This is a genomic window from Mycobacterium sp. E802 (assembly GCF_001666875.1).
Classification (GTDB): domain Bacteria; phylum Actinomycetota; class Actinomycetes; order Mycobacteriales; family Mycobacteriaceae; genus Mycobacterium.
The window spans coordinates 1-21,996 of record NZ_LZJD01000093.1 but is presented as its reverse complement, the minus strand read 5'-3'; the positions used below and the strand labels follow the sequence as shown (position 1 = coordinate 21,996).

Genomic DNA, 21,996 nt, shown 5'->3' with positions numbered 1-21,996 from the left:
CCCGCGCCCTGTGACCCACCTCTCAACTAGGTTCGGTGCCCAGTTCCCTCACAGCCGACTGTCAGGAGTACCGGTGCCCGAAATCGACCTTCCCGAGAGGGTTGCCCCGACCGGGGAGCAATTCCTCGCCGCGCAGGCCAGTCCTGAATTCCAGGAGCTGCGTAACCGACTGCGCCGCTTCGTCTTCCCCATGACGGCGTTTTTCCTGCTGTGGTACGGGCTGTACGTGGCGCTGGGCGCGTTCGCCCACGACTTCATGGCCATCGAGGTGTTCGGCAACATCAACGTCGGCCTGCTGATCGGCCTGGGCCAGTTCCTGACCACGTTCCTCATCACCGGTCTGTACGTACGCTTCGCCAACCGCGAGCTCGACCCGCGGGCGACGGCCATCCGCGAAGAACTGGAAGGTACCCGATGACCACCACGATTCTCGCGGCCGAGACCGTCGGCAACCCCGTCGCCAACATCGGCATCTTCAGCCTGTTCGTCGTCGTCACGATGATCGTGGTGATCAAGGCCAGCAAGCGCAACGCCACCGCCGACGAGTTCTTCACCGGTGGCCGTGGCTTCTCCGGCCCGCAGAACGGCATCGCCATCGCCGGTGACTACCTGTCGGCGGCCAGCTTCCTCGGCATCGCCGGGGCCATCGCCGTGTACGGCTACGACGGTTTTCTCTACTCGATCGGGTTCCTGGTGGCCTGGCTGGTGGCCCTGCTGCTGGTGGCCGAATTGCTGCGCAACACCGGCAAATTCACCATGGCCGACGTGCTGAGCTTCCGGCTCAAGCAGCGCCCGGTGCGACTGGCCGCAGCGATCTCGACGCTGACGGTGTCGTTGTTCTACCTGTTGGCCCAGATGGCCGGCGCCGGTGGCCTCGTCGCCCTGCTCCTCGACGTCAACAGCCGGACCGGGCAGTCGATCGTGATCGCCGTCGTCGGTATCCTGATGATCGTCTACGTCCTGGTCGGCGGCATGAAAGGCACCACCTGGGTGCAGATCATCAAGGCGGTACTGCTGATCGCCGGTGCTGCGCTGATGACGGTGATGGTGCTGAGCAAGTTCGGGCTGAACTTCTCCGAGATCCTCGGCTCGGCGCAGTCGGCGATCTCCGGTGCCACCACCAAGGGTGTCGCCGAGCGGGACGTGCTGGCCCCCGGCGCACAGTACGGCGGCTCGTTCACGTCACAGATCAACTTCATCTCGCTGGCGCTGGCGTTGGTGCTGGGCACCGCGGGCCTGCCGCATGTGTTGATGCGGTTCTACACCGTGCCCACGGCGAAAGAGGCTCGGCGGTCGGTGGTTTGGGCGATCGCGCTCATCGGCGCGTTCTACCTGTTCACCTTGGTCCTGGGTTATGGTGCGGCCGCCCTCGTCGGCCCGGACCGCATCCTCGGCGCGGCCGGTGGGGTCAACTCTGCGGCCCCGCTGCTGGCGTTCGAACTCGGCGGCGTGATCCTGCTCGGGGTCATCTCGGCGGTGGCGTTCGCGACGATCCTCGCGGTCGTGGCCGGATTGACCATCACCGCGTCGGCCTCCTTCGCTCACGACATCTACGCCTCGGTTCTGAAGTCCCACAAGGTATCTGAGGCCGAGCAGGTGAAGGTCTCCCGCATCACCGCGGTGGTCCTGGGCGTGTTCGCGATCGGGCTGGGCATCCTCGCCAACGGTCAGAACGTGGCGTTCCTGGTGGCGCTGGCGTTCGCGGTGGCCGCGGCGGCCAACCTGCCCACGATCGTCTACTCGCTGTACTGGAAGCGGTTCAACACCCGTGGCGCGTTGTGGAGCATGTACGGCGGCCTGATCTCGACCATCGTGCTGATCGTGTTCTCCCCCGCCGTGTCGGGCAGCAAGACCGCCATGATCCCGGGCGCGGACTTCGATTTCTTCCCGCTGGCCAACCCCGGCATTGTGTCGATCCCGCTGGCATTCGCCCTCGGCATCATCGGCACGCTCACCTCACCCGACACCGGGGACCCGGAGCTCAACGCCGAGATGGAGGTGCGCTCGCTGACGGGTGTGGGCGCCGAGAAGGCGGTCGCCCACTAATCGGTCTCGAATGCGACGCTGTGGCTGTTCGGGAGCAATCCCGGCAGCCATAGCGTCGCATTCGGGGAAGCTCCGGCGCCCCCGGCACGTTTCAATGGCACATGCCCAAGTCCCGGGGGCGTTTCGCCTTCCCCCTCCTTGCCTACGCGTTCGCGGCCATCATGGTCGGCACCACCCTGCCGACCCCGATGTATGCGCTCTACGGCCAAGAGATGCATTTCGCGGTCCTGACCACCACCGTCATCTACGCGACGTATGCCGGCGGCGTGCTTTTCGCACTCCTGGTCTTCGGCCGGTGGTCCGATGTGGTCGGCCGACGCCCGGTGCTGCTGGCGGGCATCGGGTTTGCTCTGGCCAGCGCGGTGGTGTTCCTGTTCGCCGACTCGGTGCCGGTGCTGCTGATCGGACGGGTGCTCTCCGGCCTGTCGGCGGGTGTGTTCACCGGCACCGCCACCGCAGCTGTCATCGAGGCCGCCCCGCCGGCGTGGAAGAGCCGGGCCGCGGCGGTGGCCACCGTCGCCAACATCGGCGGGCTGGGCGCCGGCCCGCTGCTGGCCGGCCTGCTGGTCCAATACGCACCGCACCCGCTGCAACTGCCCTTCCTGATCCACATCGGCCTGGCGCTCGTGGCTGCGGTGGCGGTGTTCGTCGTCCCGGAGACCTCGGCGCGCACCGGCCGGATCGGGCTGCAGCGCCTGTCAGTGCCCGCGGAGGTCCGGACGGTGTTCGTCATCGCGGCGCTGGCAGCCTTCGCCGGATTCGCCGTGACGGGGATGTACACCGCGGTGGCTCCGTCGTTTCTGGCCACGGTGATCGGGATCGACAACCACGCCGTGGCGGGCGCGATCGCCTGTTCGATCTTTGCCGCCTCGGCGGTCACCCAGGTGTTCGCGAACCGGGTGGACACCGGTCGCGCGGTGGCCGTCGGGTGCGCGCTGCTGATCGCAGGTATGGCGATTCTGACTGCAGCACTGTTCTTTTCCTCGCTCGTCGGGCTTCTCGCGGCGGCCGTGGTGTCCGGTATCGGCCAGGGCATGAGCTTCAGTCGGGGCCTGGCCGCGGTGGCCGAGCTCGCCCCGGCCGAGCGTCGCGCCGAGGTCAGCTCCACCTACTTCGTCGTCGCCTATGTGGCGATCTCGCTGCCGGTGATCGGCGAAGGCCTGGCCGCACAAGCTCTGGGTCTACGCACCGCCGGCGTGGCCTTTGCAATCGGTGTCGCCGGGCTGGCCGCGATCTGCCTGGTCGCCATCCTCATCCGGGAGTCCCGCGACAAGTCCCGTATTTCTACCTAGGGACTACGCAGCTGCAAGGCCATAGCGTTGCCGTCATGACCATTGCCGCTGACCCAGCCCCCGCAAAAGCCGGGCTGTTCCCGTCCCCCGCCGAGGTCGAGGCCCAGACTCCGCCGGACCGGGACCGGGCCATCGACGTCATCCGCATCGTCTCGCTCGTCGGTGTGGTGTTCGGGCACACCATCATGGCCACCAGCACCATCCGCGATGACGTGTTCATCTGGAGCAACCTGCTCACCGCGTCCACCGTGTTTCAGGCGCTGACGTGGATCTTCCAGATCATGCCGCTGTTCTTCTTCGCCGGTGTGGCCGCCTCGGTGCAGTCGTGGCGACCGGGCTCTTCCTGGGGCGGCTGGCTGCTGAAACGGTGCACCCGGCTGTACCGCCCGGTCTTCTACTACCTGGCGTTCTGGACCGCCGCCCTCGCGGTGTTGCGGTTCGTGCTGCCCGAGCACGTCTACGAACCCGTTGCCGGCATCTCGATCCAGTTGCTGTGGTTCCTCGGCGCCTACGTGCTGGTGCTGGCGGCCGTGCCGCTGCTGGCGCGCATCACGACGACGGCCCAGCTGGCCGGCGCGATCATCAGCACCTATGCGTTCATCGCCGTGATCGACGCGGTCCGGATCAATCTCGACGGCTACGCCACGCTCGGTTATCTCAACACCGTGGTGTGGTTGATCCCCGGCATGTTCGGGGTGGCCTACCGGCGCAACCTGCTGTCCAGCGGGGCCGCGCTCAAGATCGGGGTCGGCATGCTCGGGGTGAACCTGGCGCTGCTGTACTTCGGGCCCTACGAGCTGAGCCTGGTGGGCATCGAGACCCAGCAGCTGAAGAACATGACGCCGCCATCACTACTGCTGGCCGGCCACGCGATCATGATGTGCGCGTTCGCAATTGCCGCGGCGCCGGCGATCAACCGGTGGGCACAGCGGCCACGGGTGTGGTGGCTGACCGCGATCGGCAACTCCGGGGCGATGACGCTGTACCTGTGGCACATGCCGCTGCTGCTGGGCGTGCACCTGGTGTTCGACTACCTCGGCCTGGACCGCTACGACCCGTCCGCCCCTGGCTTCGTGGCGCTGTCGATCGTGCAACTGGTGCTGATGGCCGGCCTGGTCGCGCTCGCCTTCGTCGCCCTGCGCCCCTTGGAGAACAACCCACTGCCCCGGTGGGACGGCGGCGTGGTGAGCAGTACCGGAGTTCGCAGCGCCGCCGTGGGCCTGCTGCTGTGTGTGGCCGGTGCGGCGACGCTGACCTCCGTGGCGTGGGGTCTGAAGGATCAGGGTGTGTACTGCGTGGCGGTGATGCTGGTGGCGCTCGTGGCCGCCCGCGCACTCGCCGACAAATAACGCGCCGAGGGTGCACACAGATCGTGATTCTGCGGTATTTCGCGATCTGTGTGCACCCTCGCGTGCGTGGTTACCCGCTCTTACGACGGAATTCGCGCCGGTTCTCCACGGGACCGTGGGCCCGCGGCTGAGAACGGCCGCCGTCCTTGTGCGCAGCGCCTCCCGACGACTGCGACTTCTTCCGCTCCAAAGCCTCCCGGAACTTGCGCTTGTTGTCGTCTTCCGGTTTGTCGTCAGCCATAGGCGCAGCGTAACGCTATCGACGGCCCGGCGGCATCCCATAAACGTGTGTGATGGGCAGTGTCAGCAGCACCCGGCGATCGTCGACCATGGCGCGGCGGTAATCGTCCCAGTCCGGATGTTCACCGGCGATGTTGCGGTACAAGGCGATAAGCCCCTCGACCGTGTCGTCGTCGGGCGCTGCGGCGGGCGGGGTGAGGATCGCGTCGCCCTCGGCCACCGCATAGGACCAGCCGTCGTCGGAGCTGACGTGGATGGACGCGCGCGGATCGCGCCGCAGGTTGCGGGTCTTGGCCCGCGGTTCGGTGATCGACACCTGGATCTGCTGCGCGCGGGGGTCGAAGTAGTACGAGACATTCGACAGCTGTGGACGACCGTCCTGTTTGATCGTCGCCAGCACTCCCAAGGAATTGCCGCCGATCAAGGCCAACAGCTTGTCGTCGAAAACCTGACGCCCCATGAGTCGAGCGTACGTCCTTACCGACGATCCGATGAGTGTGATTGACGGCAACACCCTCGACACCGCCTCGGCCACCTCGTTGTGGCCCCGGGGCAACCGCGGAAGGGCGATTAGGCTTCAGCCATGACCCGCTATGCCGCGTTCCTGCGGGGCGTCAACGTCGGTGGCATCAACCTCAAGATGGCCGAGGTGGCCAAAGCGCTGGAGAGGGCCGGGTTCAGCCAGGTGCGCACCATCCTGGCAAGTGGAAACGTGTTGCTGGACAGCAATTCCCAGGAAGCAAAGGTACGCACCACCGCCGAACGCGCATTGCGGGATGCCTTCGGTTACGAAGCCTGGGTACTCGTATACGACCTCGCAACGTTGCGGCAGATCTCGGCCGCCTACCCGTTCGAGCGTGAGGTCGACGGCCACCACTCCTACGTCACGTTCGTCAGCGACACCGATCTGCTCGACGAACTCGCCGCCCTGCCCCCGGGTGCCGGGGAGAAGATCCGGCGTGGTGACGGCGTGCTCTACTGGCAGGTCCCCCGGGGTGCGACGCTGGACAGCGCCCTCAGCAAGACCATGGGAAAGAAGCGCTACAAGTCCTCGACGACCACCAGAAACCTGCGCACGCTGGAGAAGGTGCTGCGCTGATTTCGGTACATTCGACCGGGTGACCACCAACTCGCGGGCCAAGGTCGAACTCACCGGCGTTTCCGAAACCGCGCTGATGACCTTGCAGGTGCGTGCGCATGAAGCGCGGCGGCCCGACGGCTTGATCGACGATCCGGTGGCGGTGCAACTGGTCGACTCGATCGATTTCGATTTCGGCAAGTTCGGCTACACCCGACGCCAGGACATGGCGTTGCGCGCCTTGGTGTTCGACCGGATGACCGGCAACTATCTGCGCGATCATCCGCGGGCCACCGTGGTGGCATTGGCCGAAGGGTTGCAGACCAGCTTCTACCGGCTCGACGCGGCCGGCCTCGGCCATGAGTTCCGTTGGCTTTCCGTCGATCTGAAACCGATGATCGACATTCGCAACAAGCTGCTGCCCAAGCCGGAGCGGGTCACACAGTGCGCGCAGTCCGCGCTGGACTTCAGCTGGATGGACCAGGTCGACACCGAGGAGGGTGTGTTCATCACCGCCGAGGGGCTCCTGATGTATTTGCAGCCCGAGGAGTCCATGTCGATCATCCGCGCCTGCGCGCAACGCTTCCCGGGCGGGCAGATGATGTTCGACCTGCCGCCATCGGTGTTCGCGTTCCTGACCCGCAAGGGGATGCCGACCTCGACGCGCTATCGGGTACCGCCGATGCCGTTCACGTTGACTCCCGCGCAGTTGGCCGATCTGGTGAACACTGTCCCCGGTGTGCGCACCGTGCGGGATCTGCCGATGCCGCCGGGCCGCGGCATGGTGTTCAACGCCCTGCTGCGGGCACAGCATCTGCCGATCTTCGACTCGGTACGCCCGTTGGTCGGGCTCCTCGAGTTCGGCTGAACCCCCGGGTCAGCCGGTCAGCGCGGCGGGTTCGGCGACAGTCTGGGAGAACTTCAGGTTCGGGTCGACGACGGGGCCGTCACGAAGCATCGCCGCATCGTAGGTGTAGTTCATCGACATCACCCACGGCCCGTCGACGCCCTGGCGGGGGATGTCGGCCACTGCCCGCTGGACATAGCCGGCCGCGAAGTCCAACAGCGGACGCGTGTGCATGCCGGGTTCGGCGATCGGCCGCACGGCGTCATGGCCGTGGGCGTCCATGTGGCTGAGCAGTCGGCAGAAATGCTCACACAGCAACCCGACCTTGAGCGTCCACGACGAGTTGGTGTAACCGAAGGCGAAGACGAAGTTGGGCACCCCGGACAGCATCATCCCCTTGTAGGCCACCGTCGACGGTAAGTCCACCGCCGCACCGTCGACCGTCAGGGTCATCCCGCCGAACAGCTGGACATTCAATCCCGTTGCGGTGACGATGATATCGGCATCCAACTGTCGGCCGGACTCCAGCAGGATGCCGTTCTCGGTGAACGTCGAGATCCGGTCGGTGACCACCGAGGCGCTGCCGTCGCCGAGCACGTCGAACAGATCGCCGTCGGGCACCGCGCACAACCGCTGGTCCCACGGGTTGTAGCGCGGGCTGAAGTGCTCGTCGACCGGATATCCGGCAGGCAACTGGCGCGCGTTGAACCAACGGATCACCGCGCGGGCGGCCTTCGGGTACTTCTGGCAGAACGTGTAGACGCCGCGCTGCTTGAGGATGTTCTTGCGCCGGGTCAGTGCGTAGCCACGCTCGTCGCCGAGAATCCGTTTGGCGGTGTTAGCGAAGGCGTCCTTGCCCGGAACCGACATCACGTATGTCGGTGAGCGCTGCAGCATGGTGACGTGGGCAGCGGTTCTTGCCATCGCCGGGACCAGCGTGACGGCGGTGGCGCCGCTACCGATCACCACCACCTTCTTGCCGGTGTAGTCGAGGTCCTCGGGCCAGTGCTGGGGATGCACGATGCGGCCGGTGAACCGGTCGGCGCCGTCGAAGTGCGGCGTGTAGCCCTGGTCGTAGCGGTAGTACCCACCGCCGCAGAACAGCCAGTTCGCCGAGAGTTGGATCAGCGCTCCGGTGTCAGCCCGCTCGATGTCCACGGTCCAGCAACCCGCGGCCGAATCCCACGCCGCACCGAGCACCTTGTGGTGAAAGCGGATGTGGCTGTCGATACCGTTCTCGGCGACCGTCTCACGCAGGTACGCCAGGATCTTGTCGGCGGTGGCGATCGCGTGCTCGTCCCGCCACGGCTTGAACGCGTAGCCGAAGGTGTGCAGGTCGGAGTCCGAGCGAATTCCCGGATACCGGAACAGATCCCACGTGCCGCCGGTGGCACCGCGAGCCTCCAGGATCGCGTAGCTGCGGCCGGGGTGTTCGCGTTGCAGGTAGTAGGCGGCGCCGATGCCGGAGATGCCGGCCCCGACGATCAGTACGTCGAGATGTTCGGTATCAGTCATGAAACGATGGTCGCGCCCACCCTCAGCGGGCGCCAAGGTCAAAAGCCACCACATTCGCTGACTTCTGGTGCACTATGCACCGCCGCTCTACGGTGGACGCATGGCCTGGGCACCGCCGTCACCACGGGTGAGAGAACTGATCCGCCAGTGCGCGCAGATCGTGGTCAACGCCCGTGCGGAATGGCTCGACGAGCTGGACGCGGCCGTCCTGGCCGCGAACCCGGCCATCGCCGCCGACCCCGAACTCGCGGCCGCGGTCAGTCGCAGCAACCGGGCCAACCTGTTCTTCTGGGGCACGGCCAACGTCCGCGACCCCGGGGCTCCGGTACCGCCGAACACCGGGCCGGAGCCACTGATCATCGCCCGCGAGCTGGTGCGCCGCGGCATCGACGCCTTCGCTCTCGACGCATACAGAGTCGGCGAAGGCGTGGCGTGGCGCCGGTTGCTGGAGATCGCCTTCGAACTGAGTTCCGATCCCACCGAACTGCACGAGTTGCTCGACGTGTGCTCGCGGTCGGTCAGCGCCTTCGTCGACGCCACCTTGGCCGGGATCGCCGCGCAGATCGACCTGGAACGTGACGAGCTGACCCGCGGCACGAACGCCGAGCGACGCGAGACCGTCGCGCTGTTGCTCGACGGCGCCCCGATCCCCCGGCAACGTGCGGAGGCGCGGCTGGGGTACGCGCTGACGGGAACCCACACCGCCGCGGTGATCTGGAGCGAGGACCCCGACGGTGATCTGTCTGGGCTGGACCGCGCCGCCCAGGCGTTCGGCCGGGCCTGCGCCGATCCGCGACCGCTGAGCGTGCTGGCGAGCAGCGCCACGCGCTGGGTGTGGGCCGCCGGGGGTACTCACGACCTCGACGCCCTCGCGCGGTCCACCGAGCCCTACCGCGGCGTGCGCATCGCGATCGGACCGGCCGGCGACGGCCTGGATGGCTTCCGGCGCAGTCATTTCGACGCCATCACCACGCAGCAGATGATGGCTCGACTGCACTCCCGCCAGCAGATCGCCCGATTCACCGATGTCGAGCTGGTCGCGCTGATCACCGCCGACCCCGATCGCGCAGCGGAGTTCGTCAGCCACAACCTGGGCGATTTGGAGGGCGCCGACCCCGAATTGCGAGAAACAGTAAGGGTATTCGTCGACGAGCAGTGCAACGCGTCACGTGCCGCCGCCCGGCTGTACCTACACCGCAACACGCTGTTGCGCCGGTTGGCCCGCGCCGACGAGCTGCTGCCCCGCCCACTTGCCGAGCGCAGCGTCCCGGTGGCCGTTGCGCTGGATGTGCTGCGCTGGCACGGCAGCCGGCCGGGCTGAGCGCGACTCAGTCGAACACGTCGTCCAGATAGCGCAACGCATCGGTCTTGCCGATGCCCAGCGCGCGGGCGGCCTCGGCGAACGAGTGCGCGGCTGCCGCCATCGCCGCATCAGCCGGGTCAGCCCGCGCCACGAACGTGCCGTAGCGTCCCCGCGTCTCCAAAACCCCCGCCGCTTCCAGCTCGCGATAGGCCCTGGCCACGGTGTTGACCGCCAGGCCGACCCGCCCCGCCAGGTCGCGCACCGTGGGTAGACGGGTCCCCGGCGTCAACCGCCCCTGCCGGATGCCATCGATGATCTGGATCCTGAGTTGATCGAACAACGGTTTTTCCGCGCTCGGATCGACCAGCACCCAATCCCCCAACTCGCCCACGTGCCCAGTATCACCCAAACCGACTACGTTGGTGACGTGCAAGTGACTGTCCTGTCCGGCGCCGGCATCTCGGCCGAGAGCGGTGTGCCCACGTTCCGCGACGTCGAGACGGGTCTGTGGGCCAAGGTCGACCCCTATGAGATCTCCAGCCTGGACGGCTGGCAGCGGCACCCCGAAAAAGTCTGGGCCTGGTATCTGTGGCGGCATTACATGATGGCGCACGTGGAGCCCAATGACGGCCACCGCGCCGTGGCCGCCTGGCAGGACCACGCCGACGTGCACGTCATCACACAGAACGTGGACAATCTGCACGAGCGCGCCGGCAGCTCCAACGTCTATCACCTGCACGGAAGTTTGTTCGAATTCCGTTGCGACGCTTGCGGTTCCCGGTTCGAGGGCAATCTTCCCGACATGCCCGAACCGGTCGAGACGATCGAACCGCCGGTCTGCCCGTGCGGTGGCCTGATCAGACCCAGCGTGGTCTGGTTCGGCGAACCCCTGCCCGACGACGCCTGGCAGCGGTCGGTGCAGGCGGTCAGCAGCGCCGATCTGGTCATCGTCGTCGGCACCAGCTCGATCGTCTACCCCGCCGCGGGCCTGCCCGAGGCGGCCCTGGCGGCGGGCATCGCCGTGATCGAGGTCAATCCGGAACGCACACCGTTGTCCGACAGCGCGACGGTCTCGCTGCGCGAAAACGCGACCACGGCTCTGCCGAACCTGCTGCAGCGGTTGCCCGCACTACTCGGTTAGGCCGGCCGGACCGCGCGCCCGATCGCGAACTCGGTGACGGGCAACGGCACCCAGGCGGGCATCGCCAGCTCACGACGGGTCTCGGCGACCCGGAAACCGCTGTCGGCGATCGTCTGCTCGGTGCGCCGATGGGTATGGCAGTTGCCGAACAACCGCGGCCACACGGTGGCGTCGGCCACGCGCTGCATGCGGGCCCGCCAGCCCGTACCGGCGACATGCTCGAGGTAGCGCAACTCCCCGCCGGGTCGCAGCAGTGTAATCAGCTGGCGCAGAACACCATCGGGCTCTTCGATGGAACACAGCACCAACGAGCAGACCACCGCGTCGAAAGGCTCGGCACTACGAAACGTCTCGGCAGTGTCGCTGGTGACGGTCACCGGAACCGGGGCCGCCGCCGCCGCGTCGCGGGCCGCCTCGGCAAGGTGACGCTCGGGCTCGATGGCGACCACTTGGGTCACCGTCGGCGGGTAGAACGCGAAGTTGGTGCCGGTGCCCGCCCCGATCTCGAGCACCCGCCCGCTGAGCCCGGCGAGGTTCTCGCCGCGCAAGCGGCGCAGCGCGGGTGGTTCCGAGTTCGACAGCGTCTTCCACACCCGGGCGAAGAACGGATTATCGACGGTTCGGTCAGTCACGGTTCTTCTCCTCCACTGCGAATCCCTTCAGTCGGGCGATCATCTCCACCGGCCCGATATCGGTGCCGATGATTCCCGAGACGATCTGACCGGTGCACACCGCCCGCAGCACCCGGTCGGTGAACTCTTCGACGTCCCCCCACGGAAGATACGGTTTCGAGATCAGGATGGCAGCCACTCCGTGGGCGGCGGTCCACAGTTCCAGCGCCATGGTCGTGGCGTCCCCGGCCGGGTACACGCCCTCCTCGATCAGCGCCTGAACGGCCCCGCGCATGTGCTGGAACGCCGAACTGTTGAGGGTGGCGTCGACGTCGCTTCCGGGCCTGCCCTCACCCATCGTCGCCAACCGGTACAACTCGGGGGTACGCCTGGCGAAGTCCACATAGGCATGCCCCTGGGCGCGCAACACCTCGATCGTGGACGTGTGATCGGCGGCTACGCGCTGCATCTGCTCGTCGAGCTTCTCGAAGTACCGCGAGCACACCGCGTCGAGGAGCGCATCCTTGTCGGCGAAGTGCAGATAGATCGACGGCGGCGTGACGCCGACCCGCTGGGCCACCGACCGGATCGACACGTCCTTGGCGTGGCCGGTTTTGAGCAGCAATTCTGTTGTGGCGTCCAGGATCTGGTCGCGCAGCAGCTCACCACACCCACGCGGGGCCCGGCGCCGTTTCCCAGGTTGGCCCACCACGCTAACCGGTGTCCGCCATGCTTGCGCCCGCGCGCTCCCGGTCACCCTCGGGTAGACCAGACAGATCATCGGGGCCGGACTCGCTTATGCCGATGCGCCGATGCAGCCGAGCCAGTGGTGCAGGCGCCCACCAGTTCCACCGCCCCATCAGATGCATGAACGCCGGGACCAACAGCATGCGCACCAGGGTGGCGTCGACGAGCACGGCCAAAGTCAGCCCGAGCCCGAACATCCGCATGAACGCCACCTGAGCGGCGATCAGCGCGGCGAACGAGATCGACATCAGCAGTGCCGCTGCGGTGACCACCCGGCCGGTGCGGGCCAGACCGAGGGCGACGCTCTCGTCGTTCCGTGCCCGAGGAGATACTTCGGTGCCGCCGGATTGCAGCCAGTACTCCCGAATCCGGGAGACCAGGAACACCTCGTAGTCCATCGACAGCCCGAAGGCGATGCAGAACAACAACACCGGGAGATTGGCCACCAGGGTGCCCGTCGGCGTCGTGCCCAGCGCGCCGAGGTGGCCGTCCTGGAAGATCCACACGAGCGCACCGAACGCCGCCGACAGCGACAACACGTTGAGCACCAACGCTTTCAGCGGTAGCACGACGCTGCCGGTGAGTAGGAAAAGCAGTACGAAGGTGATGGCCGCAATGATGCCGAGCACCATCGGCAATCGGGAGGTGATGGCATGGGAGCTGTCCCGGTTTACCTGCGCGAGGCCGGTGAATTGCACCTGGGCCGGAGCCGGCACCGCGTGCAGCGCATCGAGCTGGGCTTCCGAGGCGTCGCTGAACAGCGGTTCGTGGCTGGCGACCGTGAGATAGGCACTGCCATCGGCGATTCCGGTGCCCGACGACGGGGGGCCGACCCGTCGACCGTCGACAAAGGTGCCGCCGGGTGCGGACACCGAGACCTCGCCGGTGGCCCGCGACAGGTCGGCTGCGTAGCGGTCGATCTCCGCAGGCGGCAGTGCGGTGATGTCCGGGAGCACCACGGTGACGGCGGTCGAGGAGTCCACCGCGAAGTCGTTGCGCAGTTCGTCGCCCACTTGGCGGGCCGACGCCGACGACGGCAGCACCCGATCGTCGGGGAATCCCCATTTGATGCCGAGGAACGGCGCGCCCAACAAGAGCAGCAACGCAACCACGCCGATCCCGATCGGAACCGAACGGCGCATCACGCGCTTGCTCATCCGGTACCAGAAGGTCTGCTCGACGGGCTTGGGCACCGGTTCGGGCCGGCCCAGGATGCGGCGGATGAACCGACGCACGTCGTACGCGTCGAGACGGTCGCCCAGCAGGGCGATGGCGGCCGGGGCCACGACGACGGCCGCGAACGCCGCCAGCGCCACCACCGCGATGCCCGCGTAGGCGAACGATTTCAGGAAGTACATCGGGAACAGCACCATCGCCACCATCGACAGCGCCACCGTCATCGCCGAGAACAGCACGGTGCGTCCGGCGGTGATCATGGTGCGCACCAGCGCCCGATCGGGCTCGACGCCGTCGGCCAGCTCGTCGCGGTACCGGCTGACGATCAGCAGGGTGTAGTCGATCGCCAGCGCCAAGCCCATCGCGACGGTGAGGTTGAGCGCGAAGATCGAAACGTCGGTGACCATGGTGACCCCGCGCAACACCGCCAGCGATCCCAGGATCGCGAAGCCGCCGACCGCCAGCGGCAATGCGGCGGCCAACAATCCGCCGAACACCCACACCAGCACCAGGAAGCTGAGCGGAATGGCGATGGATTCCATCATCAACAGGTCTTTTTCGCTCTGACCGTTGATCTGGACGTAGATCATCGCCTCGCCGCCGGCTCGCACACTCACGCCGTCGCGGTCGTGGACCAGCTGCTCGGTGAGTTCCTTGGCGTGTTTCTGCGCACCGCTCTCGCCACCGTTGATCCCGGCCAGGATGAGCCCGGTCTTACCGTCCTTGCTGATCAGCGTTGCCGCCGCCGGGGCGGGCACGGTCCACGCCGAGCTCACCTCGGTGACATAGGGCGATGCCTTGAGTTGGGCGGCGATGTCGGTGCCGGCGGTCTTCGCGGCCGGGCTCTGGGCCCCGGCGGCCGAATCGTCGGTGACGCTGATGACGAGCTGCATGTCACCGCGGGCGAACTTCTCCGACAGCAATTGCGTGGCCTGCGCCGATTCCGAGGTCGGGTCCTGGAACCCGCCAGCCGAGAGGCTTTTGGCCACCGGGACGCCGAAGATGCCCGCGGCCACCATCACGAGGGCGGCGACCGCCAGGACACGACGTGGTGCGGCAATGGCCAGGTGGGCGATTCGGTGCAGCACTAGATGTCCTTCCCCCGGGTATCGCCGTTAAGTTAACAACGGTAAGTTGTCAGCGTCAACGTCGGGTCATGCTCTACATACGGCGACCGAAGCCCGAGGGTTCAACTCCCGCTTACGCGTGGGCCTTCGTCGTACGCGTGGGCCTTCGTCGATTTCCACGCCAGGGTTGTAGCCGGCGCGCTCCAGCGACCCTGAGGTAGAAATTGGCAGCAATCTGCGCCCATGCCCCAGTCTTCTCGTCGATTTCCACGCCAGGGTCGTAGCCGGCGCGCTCCAGCGACCCTGCAGTAGAAATCGGCAGCAATATGCACCCATGCCCGAGTCTTCTCGTCGATTTCCACGCCAAGGCTGCGCCCAGCGCGCTCCAGCGACCCTGCAGTAGAAATCGGCGCCCACCGATGGCGCCCGAAGATGCCGCAGAAGCCGGGGCCTACTCGCCAGAAACCTACCCAAAAGTAGGATTGCCACCATTTTCCGAACCGTGACTCAAAGATTCCTTAATGGTGACCCATACGCTCAGTGTCATGTGGATCGACGACACCAGTGCCGATGTCATCAAGGTTGATTTCGAGGCTCTCTACCACGGCGATGTCCTCGTCGAGGGTGACACCTCGGAGCAGTTCGACACCTACCAGGAACTGCCGAAGGCAGTATGAGAAAACGCGCGCCTCGCGGCGCGCGTTTCCCATGTGAGTTTGCCGTAGCTTCGTTCACCACGGCCCGCAGTCCTCGTCTCAGGCGAGGACTGCTTCTCTTTCGTCTTCTCCAGCACCGATCATGTTCGCCAGCCGACCGCTGATGATCTGCTCGGCTTCCGACACCATTCGCGACACCAACTGGCCGCAGGTGGGAATGTCGTTGATCAGGCCCATCGAGGTTCCGACCGACCAGATGCCCGCATCGAGGTCGCCGATCTCGTAGACCTTCACGCCGCGCTTGCCGGCCACCAGATCCTTGACGTCCTCGAATTGGCCGCCGTCTTTGAGGATCTGCACCACCTCACGCGAGACCGTGTTGCTCGCGACGCGGGCGGTGTTGCCCAGGCTGCGGAAGATCAGCTCCGTGTCGAGCTCGGTGCCCGCCACGATCGCCTCCTTGACGTTCTGATGGATCGCCGATTCCACCGTGCACATGAACCGCGAGCCCATGTTGATGCCGTCGGCGCCCAGCGCCAGCGCGGCCACCAGACCACGTGCGTCGGCGAAACCGCCCGAGGCGATCATCGGGATCTCGATCTTGGCCGAGGCCGCCGGGATCAGCACCAGGCCCGGGATGTCGTCCTCGCCGGGGTGACCGGCGCACTCGAACCCGTCGATGCTGATGCCGTCCACACCCAGACTCTGCGCCTTGACCGCGTGACGCACCGAGGTGCACTTGTGCAGCACCTTGATCCCGTTGTCGTGGAACATCGGCAGGTGCGGCGCCGGGTTGGAACCCGCGGTCTCGACGATCTTGATGCCGGAGTCGACGATCACCTGGCGGTACTCGTCATATGGCGGCGGGTTGATCGTCGGCAGGATCGTCAGGTTCACCCCGAACGGCTTGTCGGTGAGCTCCCGACACCGCTCGATCTCCTTGGCCAGATCAGCCGGGGTGGGCTGGGTGAGCGCGGTGATGAACCCGAGCGCACCCGCATTCGCCACGGCCGCAACGAGTTCGGCGCGGCCGACCCACTGCATACCACCCTGCACGATGGGGTGCTCGACCCCGAACGTCTCGGTGAACTTCGTCTTCAATGCCATATCAGTCCTTACCTCGGGGCCATACGGATCGCGCCATCCAGACGGATCACCTCGCCGTTGAGCATCGGGTTTTCGATGATGTGCACGGCCAGGGCGCCGTACTCGTCGGGATCGCCGAGGCGGGCCGGATGCGGCACCTGCCGCCCCAGCGACTTCTGCGCCTCCTCGGGCAACGAGCCCAGCAGCGGCGTCTTGAACAGACCCGGCGCGATGGTGCACACCCGGATCAGCTCACGCGACAGATCGCGCGCGATCGGCAGGGTCATGCCGACCACGCCACCTTTGGACGCCGAGTAGGCGGCCTGCCCGATCTGGCCGTCGAACGCCGCCACCGAGGCGGTGTTGATGATGACGCCGCGCTCCTCGCCCGCCAGCGGTTCGGTCTTCGCGATACGCTCCGCAGCCAGCCGGATCACGTTGAACGTGCCGATCAGGTTGACCTCGACCACCTTACGGAACCCGTCGAGCGGGAACGCGCCGTTCTTGCTCAGGGTCTTGATCGCGTTGCCGATGCCCGCGCAGTTGACGTTGATGCGCACAGGCCCAAGCGATTCCGCGACGTCGAGCGCCTTGGTCACGCCCGCTTCGTCGGTGACGTCGGTGGCCACGAACTTGGCCCGCTCCCCCAGCTCGGCCACCACCTCTTCACCCTTGAGGTCGATCACGACCACCTGGGCACCGGCATCCAGCAGCCGCTTGGTGGTGGCCAGGCCCAGACCGGATGCGCCGCCGGTGACGACGGCTACCGCGTCCTTGATCTCCATGTACCGCATTCCTTTCCGGCCAGCCCTGTGCCGACCCGTGGATTGTTCGAACTGAAACGGTGAACTAAACCCAGTCCCGCAGAACGGTTTCGGTGTCGGCTCCACGTTCGCGCGGCGGGGTGGGCACGGCCGTGGTGCTGCGTGAGAAGCGCGGAGCCGGCATCGGCTGCAGGTTGCCCTCGTCGTCGAAGAACGTATTGCGCTCGGCGACATGCGGTTCGGTGAGCACCTCGGCGAACGACAGCACCGGCGTCGCACAGGCATCGGTACCGGCGAACACCTTGGCCCAGTGATCGCGGTCGTGGGCGGCGAACGCCTGGGTGAAGGCCTCGCGCAGCTCGGGCCAGCGGGCCATGTCGTTCTGGGCCGGCAGGTCGGCGTCCGCCAAGCCCAGCCCCTTGAGCAGCTCGGCGTAGAACTGCGGCTCGATCGCCCCGATCGCCATGTACTTGCCGTCGGCGGTCTCATAGGTGTCGTAGTACGGCGCACCGGTGTCGAGCATGTTGGTGCCGCGCTCGTCGGACCACAGGCCGTTGGCCCGGAAGCCCCACATCATCTGCATCAGCACCGACGAGCCGTCGACCATGGCCGCGTCGATCACCTGGCCCTTGCCCGAGGTCTGCCGCTCGAACAGCGCCGAGAGGATGCCGACGAGCAGGAACATCGAGCCGCCACCGAAATCGCCGGCCAGGTTCAGCGGCGGTACCGGCCGCTCGCCCTTGCGTCCCACGGCGTGCAGCAGGCCGTTGAGCGAGATGTAGTTGATGTCGTGGCCGGCCTGCAGCGCTCGCGGCCCCTCCTGACCCCAGCCCGTCATCCGGGCGTAGATCAGCCGGTCGTTGACCTTGGCGCAGTCGTCGGGACCCAGCCCGAGGCGCTCGGTGACACCGGGTCGGTAGCCCTCGATCAGCACGTCGGCCTTGGAGATCAGGGTGAGGACCAGTTCACGGCCCTCGTCGCTCTTGAGATCGGCTGCCACCGAGCGTCGGTTGCGCAGCATCGAATCCCGGTCACCGGCGGGCACTCCGCCGCTCTTTCCGGGCCGCTCGATCCGCACCACATCGGCACCCAGATCGCCGAGGATCATCGCCGCATGCGGGCCGGGGCCGATGCCCGCCAGCTCCACAACGCGCAAACCTTGCAGTGGTCCTGCCATGCTCTACCGCCCCTTCGCGTGTTCGGCCACGGTTGACCGGTGACATAGCTTACTTGTATAACCTTCTCGACCGGCATGGCCATAGCCGGCCCCGCTCGGAGCGGGCCACTGGCCCGCCAGACTTAAGGTGCAGAGATGACCGTGACCCGCGAATACCCCGACGTTAAAGACGTATCCGTATCGCTCGAGGACGGCGTCCTGTCGGTGACGCTCAACCGACCCGACAGCCTCAACTCCCTGACCCAGGACATGTTGACCGCGGTCGCCGACGCCATGGAGCTCGCTGCGACCGACCCGGAGGTGCGGGCAGTGCGCCTCGGCGGCGCGGGCCGTGGATTCAGCTCGGGCGCAGGCATCAGCGAGGAAGATCAGAACGCCAAGAGCCACGACGCCGCAGGCGTGCTCGATGCGGCCAACCGCGCCGTCGCCTCGATCGTGAATCTGCCCAAGCCGGTCGTCTCGGTCGTTCAGGGGCCGGCCGCGGGCGTCGGGGTGTCACTGGCGCTGGCCGCCGACGTGGTGCTGGCCTCGGATCAGGCGTTCTTCCTGCTGGCCTTCACCAAGATCGGACTGATGCCCGACGGCGGCGCCTCGGCCCTGGTGGCGGCGAACATCGGCCGCGCCCGGGCGATGCGCCTGGCGCTGCTGGCCGACCGCCTCAGCGCGACCGACGCCTACGACTGGGGCTTGGTCAGCGCGGTGTACCCGGCCGACGAGTTCGACGCCGCGGTGGACAAGGTGATCGCCAAGCTGCGCTCCGGACCGGCGGTCGCGCTGCGCGAGACCAAGCAGGCCGTCAACGCCGCCACGCTCACCGAGCTGGAGGGCGCCTTCGCCCGGGAGCGCGAAGGGCAGCTGAAGCTGTTGGTGTCCAACGACTTCCGCGAGGGCACCCAGGCCTTCCAGCAGAACCGGCGTCCGGAGTTCTCCGACCAGTAGGGCGCCCCTTTCCTCGGCGAGCAGACATAAACCGGTACCTTTTCGGCCGAGAAGGTACCGGTTTATGTCTGTTCGGCGAGGAAAATCGTTGGACGCGGACCGCGCCGGGTGGGCACCATCGAACGGTGAGCGCCCAGCACGACATCGAGTTGCCGGTCCGCGCGGCCGGCGGCTGGCGGGTGCTCGCGCCTTTTCACATCCGTGAATACCGGTTGCTGATCGCAGCCGTGACGCTGTCGATCTTCGCCGAGGGCATGTGGTCGGTGGTGATGGCCCTACAGGTCATCGCGATCGACAACGATCCGGCCTCGCTGTCACTGGTGGCCACCTGCCTGGGCGCCGGGCTGGTGGCGTTCGTCCTCGTCGGCGGTATCACCGCGGACCGGTTCAACCAACGTGCCATCATCATCGCGGTCGAAACCGTCAATCTGGCAACGGTATCCACGGTGGCAGTGCTGGGCCTGCTCGATGCCCTGAAGATCTGGCACATGGCTGTCGCGGCAGGAATTCTCGGCATCGCCGCCGCATTCTTCTTCCCGGCCTACAGCGCGATCCTGCCGCGCATCCTGCCACCCGAACAGTTGTTGGCGGCCAACGGTGTCGAAGGTGTGGTGCGGCCGGTCTTCCAGCGTTCGATCGGTCCCGCGATAGCGGGCATGGTGATCGCCGCAGCGTTCCCCGCCCTGGGCGCGGTGGTGGTGGCGGTGTTGTTCGGATTGGGTTTGGCGCTGCTGGTGGCCACCCGCCCGGCGCCGAATCCCGCTGTGCCACAAGAAGACACCGCGCGGCCGCGGGTATTGCAGGATCTGCGTGAGGGTTTCGCGTTCATGGTGCGCACCCCGTGGCTGCTGTGGACGCTGCTGTTCGCGAGCCTGTTCGTACTCGTCGTGCTCGGACCGATCGAGGTGCTGTTGCCATTCATCGCCGCCGACCGGTTCCACGACGGTGCCCGGGCCTACGGATTCATCCTGGCGTTCTTCGGATTCGGCAGTGCGCTGGGCGCATTGACGGTGTCATCGCGTCGCATGCCGCGCCGCTACCTGACCACCATGATGCTGATGTGGGGCATGGGTTCGGTGCCGCTGGTGATCGTCGGCGTCACCTCGTCGTTCCCGTTGATGGCCCTGGCCACGTTCTGCGTCGGCGTCACCGACGGCGCCGGAATGGTGATCTGGGGAACGCTGCTGCAGCGCCGGGTGCCCACGGAGATGCTGGGCCGGGTGTCGAGCCTGGACTTCTTCGTGTCGCTGGCGTTCATGCCGGTGTCGTTTGCGATCGTCGGCCCGCTGTCCAAGCTGGTCTCGATGGAGTCCATCTTCCTGGTGGCCGGGCTGCTGCCGGCGCTGCTGGCGGCGGTGGCGGTCACCGCCGCCCGGATACCCCGTGACGAGCTGGCCCACCCGCTGCGCTGACCGCCTCAGGCCTCTCGGTGCAACCCGGTGAGATGTGTGTAGGCGGCGGCGTTGAGCTGGTTGTGGCCGACTTCGTCGTCACTGAGTTCACGGCGCACCTTGGCCGGCACCCCGGCCACCAGCGAGCGCGGCGGCACCACCATTCCCTGCGGCACCACGGCGCCGGCGGCCACCAGCGAACCAGCGCCGATCACCGCACCGTTGAGCACCACCGCACCCATCCCGACCAGGCTGTCCTGCTCGACGGTGCAGCCGTGCAGCACCACGTTGTGGCCGACGGTCACCCCGGCGGCGATCCGGCACGGGAAACCCGGGTCGACGTGAACGGTCACCCCGTCCTGGATGTTGCTGTTCTCGCCGACCTCGATGGGCTCGACCTCGGCGCGCAGCGTGGCGCCGTACCAGACGCTGGCGCCGGCGGCCAGCGAAACCTGGCCGATCACACTGGCATTGGGCGCGACCCAGGCCTCCGGGTCGATCTTGGGAGTATGACCAGCGACAGAAACGATCAAGGGCTCAGGCATGCCGGTCATGGTAGTCAGCCGGGCTGGTCACCGGACAAGGGCAGCCGAGGCCGACGGCGCGCACACCCGGCATTCCGGCTGCCGGCGTGCTGTGCATCAACATTCGAAAAGCCCAGCGCAGAGGCGTCGCGGCCGTTGCACTGGACAATTGGTCTTTGGTGTAAGCGCAATGTTGGCCTTACCATCCGATGCGGCGCCGCGGGGAACGCTGAGGTTGTCGTGTTCGCTCGCCAGACCGGTCGCCGTAGTCGCGCGGAGGACCCGCGTAACGCGTCACCGGCAGCCGACGAATACAGGCTAGGACGAGCGGGAGGAAAACCCACCGATGAAGACGCGCACCACGACACTGGGCTTCGCTGCGGCGGTCGCCGCGATCACGGCTTCTCTGCCGTTGTCGGTCACCGCAAACGCCGACCCGGCGCCGACCACGACGGCCGCCCCGGTGGTGGAGATCCCCGACCCGCAGGGATCGGGCTGCGACAACTTCAAGAAGGCCATGCCGGAGTGGAAGAGCCTCGCGACGCTGCCGGCCGGCAAGGTGCTGGCCAGCATCCCCGACATCAGCACGTTCAACGCCGCGCTGTCCGGCGGGTTGAACCCCGAGGTGAACATCGTGCCGGTGCTCGACAACGGCCCGTACGTGATCTTCGCGCCCACCAACGCGGCCTTCGATGCCATGGCGCCCGGGCAGCTCGACGCCCTCAAGTCCGATCCGGCCGCGCTCACCAGCTTCGACTACTACCACGCGTTCCTCGGCCTGCTCGGGCCCGACGACGTGAAGGGTCAGCGCCCCACCCAGCAGGGCGCCGAGGTCAAGGTGACCGGCAAGGGCGGCGACATCAAGGTCAACGACACCGCCAAGCTGGTCTGCGGCCCCATCCAGGCGGAGAACGCCCGCATCTACCTGATCGACACCGTGCTGGATCCCAACTCGCCGCCGGACGCCTTGGTGCCGACGGTGTCGGGTACCACCACCACGCCGACCACCACGACCACGCAGGCTGCAGAGCCCGAGACCCCGGCCGC

The 21,996-nt window shown here is 66.9% G+C and carries 23 protein-coding genes; 12 read left to right on the top strand and 11 right to left on the bottom strand.

Going from position 1 to position 21,996, the window contains the following annotated elements:
- The first annotated feature begins 73 nt into the window (after positions 1-73).
- The 4 genes from A5699_RS14035 to A5699_RS14020 all read left to right on the top strand — a co-directional run bounded on the left by A5699_RS14035 (position 74) and on the right by A5699_RS14020 (position 4,687).
- Positions 74-418, top strand: coding sequence for a DUF485 domain-containing protein (locus A5699_RS14035; protein ID WP_067770215.1), 345 nt, complete (start codon positions 74-76; stop codon positions 416-418).
- Positions 415-2,046 carry a cation acetate symporter gene (locus tag A5699_RS14030; protein ID WP_067770213.1) on the top strand — a complete coding sequence of 544 codons (1,632 nt, stop codon included), beginning with the start codon at positions 415-417 and terminating at the stop codon, positions 2,044-2,046. The genes A5699_RS14035 and A5699_RS14030 overlap by 4 nt, the downstream gene beginning before the upstream one ends.
- Before the next feature lie 101 nt (positions 2,047-2,147).
- Positions 2,148-3,338 carry an MFS transporter gene (locus A5699_RS14025; protein WP_067770211.1) on the top strand — a complete coding sequence of 397 codons (1,191 nt, stop codon included), beginning with the start codon at positions 2,148-2,150 and terminating at the stop codon, positions 3,336-3,338.
- Positions 3,339-3,373: 35 nt separating this feature from the next.
- Positions 3,374-4,687 carry an acyltransferase gene (locus A5699_RS14020; protein WP_067770208.1) on the top strand — a complete coding sequence of 438 codons (1,314 nt, stop codon included), beginning with the start codon at positions 3,374-3,376 and terminating at the stop codon, positions 4,685-4,687.
- A 70-nt stretch (positions 4,688-4,757) separates the two neighbouring features.
- On the opposite strand, the gene A5699_RS29155 is transcribed toward A5699_RS14020, so the two are convergent.
- Positions 4,758-4,928: a DUF5302 domain-containing protein gene (locus tag A5699_RS29155; RefSeq protein ID WP_139335135.1), complete on the bottom strand. Its 171-nt coding sequence runs from the start codon at positions 4,926-4,928 to the stop codon at positions 4,758-4,760.
- Positions 4,929-4,943: 15 nt separating this feature from the next.
- Positions 4,944-5,387 (bottom strand): PPOX class F420-dependent oxidoreductase, encoded by a 444-nt coding sequence (locus A5699_RS14015; protein WP_067770205.1) that lies wholly within the window; start codon positions 5,385-5,387, stop codon positions 4,944-4,946.
- 123 nt (positions 5,388-5,510) lie between these two features.
- Between A5699_RS14015 and A5699_RS14010 the strand changes: the two genes are divergently transcribed.
- On the top strand, positions 5,511-6,026 hold the full coding sequence (locus A5699_RS14010; protein ID WP_067770203.1) for a DUF1697 domain-containing protein: 516 nt from the start codon (positions 5,511-5,513) through the stop codon (positions 6,024-6,026).
- A 76-nt stretch (positions 6,027-6,102) separates the two neighbouring features.
- A complete protein-coding gene (locus A5699_RS14005) occupies positions 6,103-6,873 on the top strand; it encodes a class I SAM-dependent methyltransferase (RefSeq protein WP_067770316.1) in 771 nt (256 codons plus the stop codon).
- 9 nt (positions 6,874-6,882) lie between these two features.
- Here the strand turns inward: A5699_RS14005 and A5699_RS14000 are convergent, their stop codons facing one another.
- On the bottom strand, positions 6,883-8,367 hold the full coding sequence (locus tag A5699_RS14000) for an NAD(P)/FAD-dependent oxidoreductase (RefSeq protein ID WP_067770201.1): 1,485 nt from the start codon (positions 8,365-8,367) through the stop codon (positions 6,883-6,885).
- Positions 8,368-8,467: 100 nt separating this feature from the next.
- Between A5699_RS14000 and A5699_RS13995 the strand changes: the two genes are divergently transcribed.
- Positions 8,468-9,688 carry a CdaR family transcriptional regulator gene (locus A5699_RS13995; protein ID WP_067770315.1) on the top strand — a complete coding sequence of 407 codons (1,221 nt, stop codon included), beginning with the start codon at positions 8,468-8,470 and terminating at the stop codon, positions 9,686-9,688.
- A gap of 7 nt (positions 9,689-9,695) precedes the next feature.
- Here A5699_RS13995 and A5699_RS13990 read toward each other — a convergent pair whose 3' ends face one another.
- Positions 9,696-10,061 carry a GntR family transcriptional regulator gene (locus A5699_RS13990; protein ID WP_067770198.1) on the bottom strand — a complete coding sequence of 122 codons (366 nt, stop codon included), beginning with the start codon at positions 10,059-10,061 and terminating at the stop codon, positions 9,696-9,698.
- 36 nt (positions 10,062-10,097) lie between these two features.
- Between A5699_RS13990 and A5699_RS13985 the strand changes: the two genes are divergently transcribed.
- Positions 10,098-10,811, top strand: coding sequence for an NAD-dependent deacylase (locus A5699_RS13985; protein ID WP_067770313.1), 714 nt, complete (start codon positions 10,098-10,100; stop codon positions 10,809-10,811).
- Here the strand turns inward: A5699_RS13985 and A5699_RS13980 are convergent.
- The 3 genes from A5699_RS13980 to A5699_RS13970 are packed head-to-tail and all read right to left on the bottom strand — an operon-like array spanning position 10,808 to position 14,433.
- Positions 10,808-11,443 carry a class I SAM-dependent methyltransferase gene (locus tag A5699_RS13980; RefSeq protein ID WP_067770197.1) on the bottom strand — a complete coding sequence of 212 codons (636 nt, stop codon included), beginning with the start codon at positions 11,441-11,443 and terminating at the stop codon, positions 10,808-10,810. The genes A5699_RS13985 and A5699_RS13980 overlap by 4 nt on opposite strands.
- The gene (locus A5699_RS13975) at positions 11,436-12,134 is read right to left on the bottom strand and encodes a TetR/AcrR family transcriptional regulator (RefSeq protein ID WP_067770196.1); all 699 of its coding nucleotides are present in this window, start codon (positions 12,132-12,134) and stop codon (positions 11,436-11,438) included. Before A5699_RS13975 ends, A5699_RS13980 begins: the two co-directional genes overlap by 8 nt.
- Position 12,135: 1 nt before the next feature.
- A complete protein-coding gene (locus A5699_RS13970; RefSeq protein ID WP_067770194.1) occupies positions 12,136-14,433 on the bottom strand; it encodes an MMPL family transporter in 2,298 nt (765 codons plus the stop codon).
- 524 nt (positions 14,434-14,957) lie between these two features.
- Here A5699_RS13970 and A5699_RS30160 point away from each other — a divergent pair.
- A complete protein-coding gene (locus A5699_RS30160; protein WP_142254153.1) occupies positions 14,958-15,089 on the top strand; it encodes a hypothetical protein in 132 nt (43 codons plus the stop codon).
- A 78-nt stretch (positions 15,090-15,167) separates the two neighbouring features.
- Here the strand turns inward: A5699_RS30160 and A5699_RS13965 are convergent, their stop codons facing one another.
- From A5699_RS13965 to A5699_RS13955, 3 genes are all read right to left on the bottom strand, one after another.
- Positions 15,168-16,175 (bottom strand): nitronate monooxygenase family protein, encoded by a 1,008-nt coding sequence (locus A5699_RS13965; protein ID WP_067770192.1) that lies wholly within the window; start codon positions 16,173-16,175, stop codon positions 15,168-15,170.
- 8 nt (positions 16,176-16,183) lie between these two features.
- Positions 16,184-16,939 carry a 3-hydroxyacyl-CoA dehydrogenase gene (locus A5699_RS13960; RefSeq protein WP_067770311.1) on the bottom strand — a complete coding sequence of 252 codons (756 nt, stop codon included), beginning with the start codon at positions 16,937-16,939 and terminating at the stop codon, positions 16,184-16,186.
- A gap of 64 nt (positions 16,940-17,003) precedes the next feature.
- Positions 17,004-18,095: a CaiB/BaiF CoA-transferase family protein gene (locus A5699_RS13955; protein WP_067770191.1), complete on the bottom strand. Its 1,092-nt coding sequence runs from the start codon at positions 18,093-18,095 to the stop codon at positions 17,004-17,006.
- 135 nt (positions 18,096-18,230) lie between these two features.
- Between A5699_RS13955 and A5699_RS13950 the strand changes: the two genes are divergently transcribed.
- Both A5699_RS13950 and tet(V) read left to right on the top strand, forming a co-directional pair.
- A complete protein-coding gene (locus A5699_RS13950; RefSeq protein ID WP_067770189.1) occupies positions 18,231-19,034 on the top strand; it encodes an enoyl-CoA hydratase in 804 nt (267 codons plus the stop codon).
- Between the two features lie 149 nt (positions 19,035-19,183).
- On the top strand, positions 19,184-20,446 hold the full coding sequence (tet(V), locus tag A5699_RS13945; protein ID WP_157561250.1) for a tetracycline efflux MFS transporter Tet(V): 1,263 nt from the start codon (positions 19,184-19,186) through the stop codon (positions 20,444-20,446).
- 5 nt (positions 20,447-20,451) lie between these two features.
- Here tet(V) and A5699_RS13940 read toward each other — a convergent pair whose 3' ends face one another.
- On the bottom strand, positions 20,452-20,970 hold the full coding sequence (locus A5699_RS13940; RefSeq protein WP_067770309.1) for a gamma carbonic anhydrase family protein: 519 nt from the start codon (positions 20,968-20,970) through the stop codon (positions 20,452-20,454).
- Between the two features lie 325 nt (positions 20,971-21,295).
- On the opposite strand from A5699_RS13940, the gene A5699_RS13935 reads away from it, so the two are divergent.
- Positions 21,296-21,996: fasciclin domain-containing protein (locus A5699_RS13935; RefSeq protein ID WP_067770185.1), on the top strand; the 701-nt coding region annotated here is incomplete at its 3' end.

Excerpts from the sequence above, each read along its gene's own strand:
- A5699_RS14020 (WP_067770208.1), top strand. The coding sequence starts at position 3,374 with ATGACCATTGCCGCTGACCCAGCCCCCGCAAAAGCCGGGCTGTTCCCG.
- A5699_RS14005 (WP_067770316.1), top strand. The coding sequence starts at position 6,103 with ATGACCTTGCAGGTGCGTGCGCATGAAGCGCGGCGGCCCGACGGCTTG.
- A5699_RS13950 (WP_067770189.1), top strand. The coding sequence starts at position 18,231 with ATGACCGTGACCCGCGAATACCCCGACGTTAAAGACGTATCCGTATCG.
- A5699_RS29155 (WP_139335135.1), bottom strand. The coding sequence starts at position 4,928 with ATGGCTGACGACAAACCGGAAGACGACAACAAGCGCAAGTTCCGGGAG.
- A5699_RS14025 (WP_067770211.1), top strand. The coding sequence starts at position 2,148 with ATGCCCAAGTCCCGGGGGCGTTTCGCCTTCCCCCTCCTTGCCTACGCG.
- A5699_RS30160 (WP_142254153.1), top strand. The coding sequence starts at position 14,958 with ATGTGGATCGACGACACCAGTGCCGATGTCATCAAGGTTGATTTCGAG.
- A5699_RS14015 (WP_067770205.1), bottom strand. The coding sequence starts at position 5,387 with ATGGGGCGTCAGGTTTTCGACGACAAGCTGTTGGCCTTGATCGGCGGC.
- A5699_RS13940 (WP_067770309.1), bottom strand. The coding sequence starts at position 20,970 with ATGCCTGAGCCCTTGATCGTTTCTGTCGCTGGTCATACTCCCAAGATC.
- A5699_RS13995 (WP_067770315.1), top strand. The coding sequence starts at position 8,468 with ATGGCCTGGGCACCGCCGTCACCACGGGTGAGAGAACTGATCCGCCAG.
- A5699_RS13960 (WP_067770311.1), bottom strand. The coding sequence starts at position 16,939 with ATGGAGATCAAGGACGCGGTAGCCGTCGTCACCGGCGGCGCATCCGGT.
- A5699_RS14030 (WP_067770213.1), top strand. The coding sequence starts at position 415 with ATGACCACCACGATTCTCGCGGCCGAGACCGTCGGCAACCCCGTCGCC.
- A5699_RS14000 (WP_067770201.1), bottom strand. The coding sequence starts at position 8,367 with ATGACTGATACCGAACATCTCGACGTACTGATCGTCGGGGCCGGCATC.
- A5699_RS13965 (WP_067770192.1), bottom strand. The coding sequence starts at position 16,175 with ATGGCATTGAAGACGAAGTTCACCGAGACGTTCGGGGTCGAGCACCCC.
- A5699_RS14010 (WP_067770203.1), top strand. The coding sequence starts at position 5,511 with ATGACCCGCTATGCCGCGTTCCTGCGGGGCGTCAACGTCGGTGGCATC.
- A5699_RS13955 (WP_067770191.1), bottom strand. The coding sequence starts at position 18,095 with ATGGCAGGACCACTGCAAGGTTTGCGCGTTGTGGAGCTGGCGGGCATC.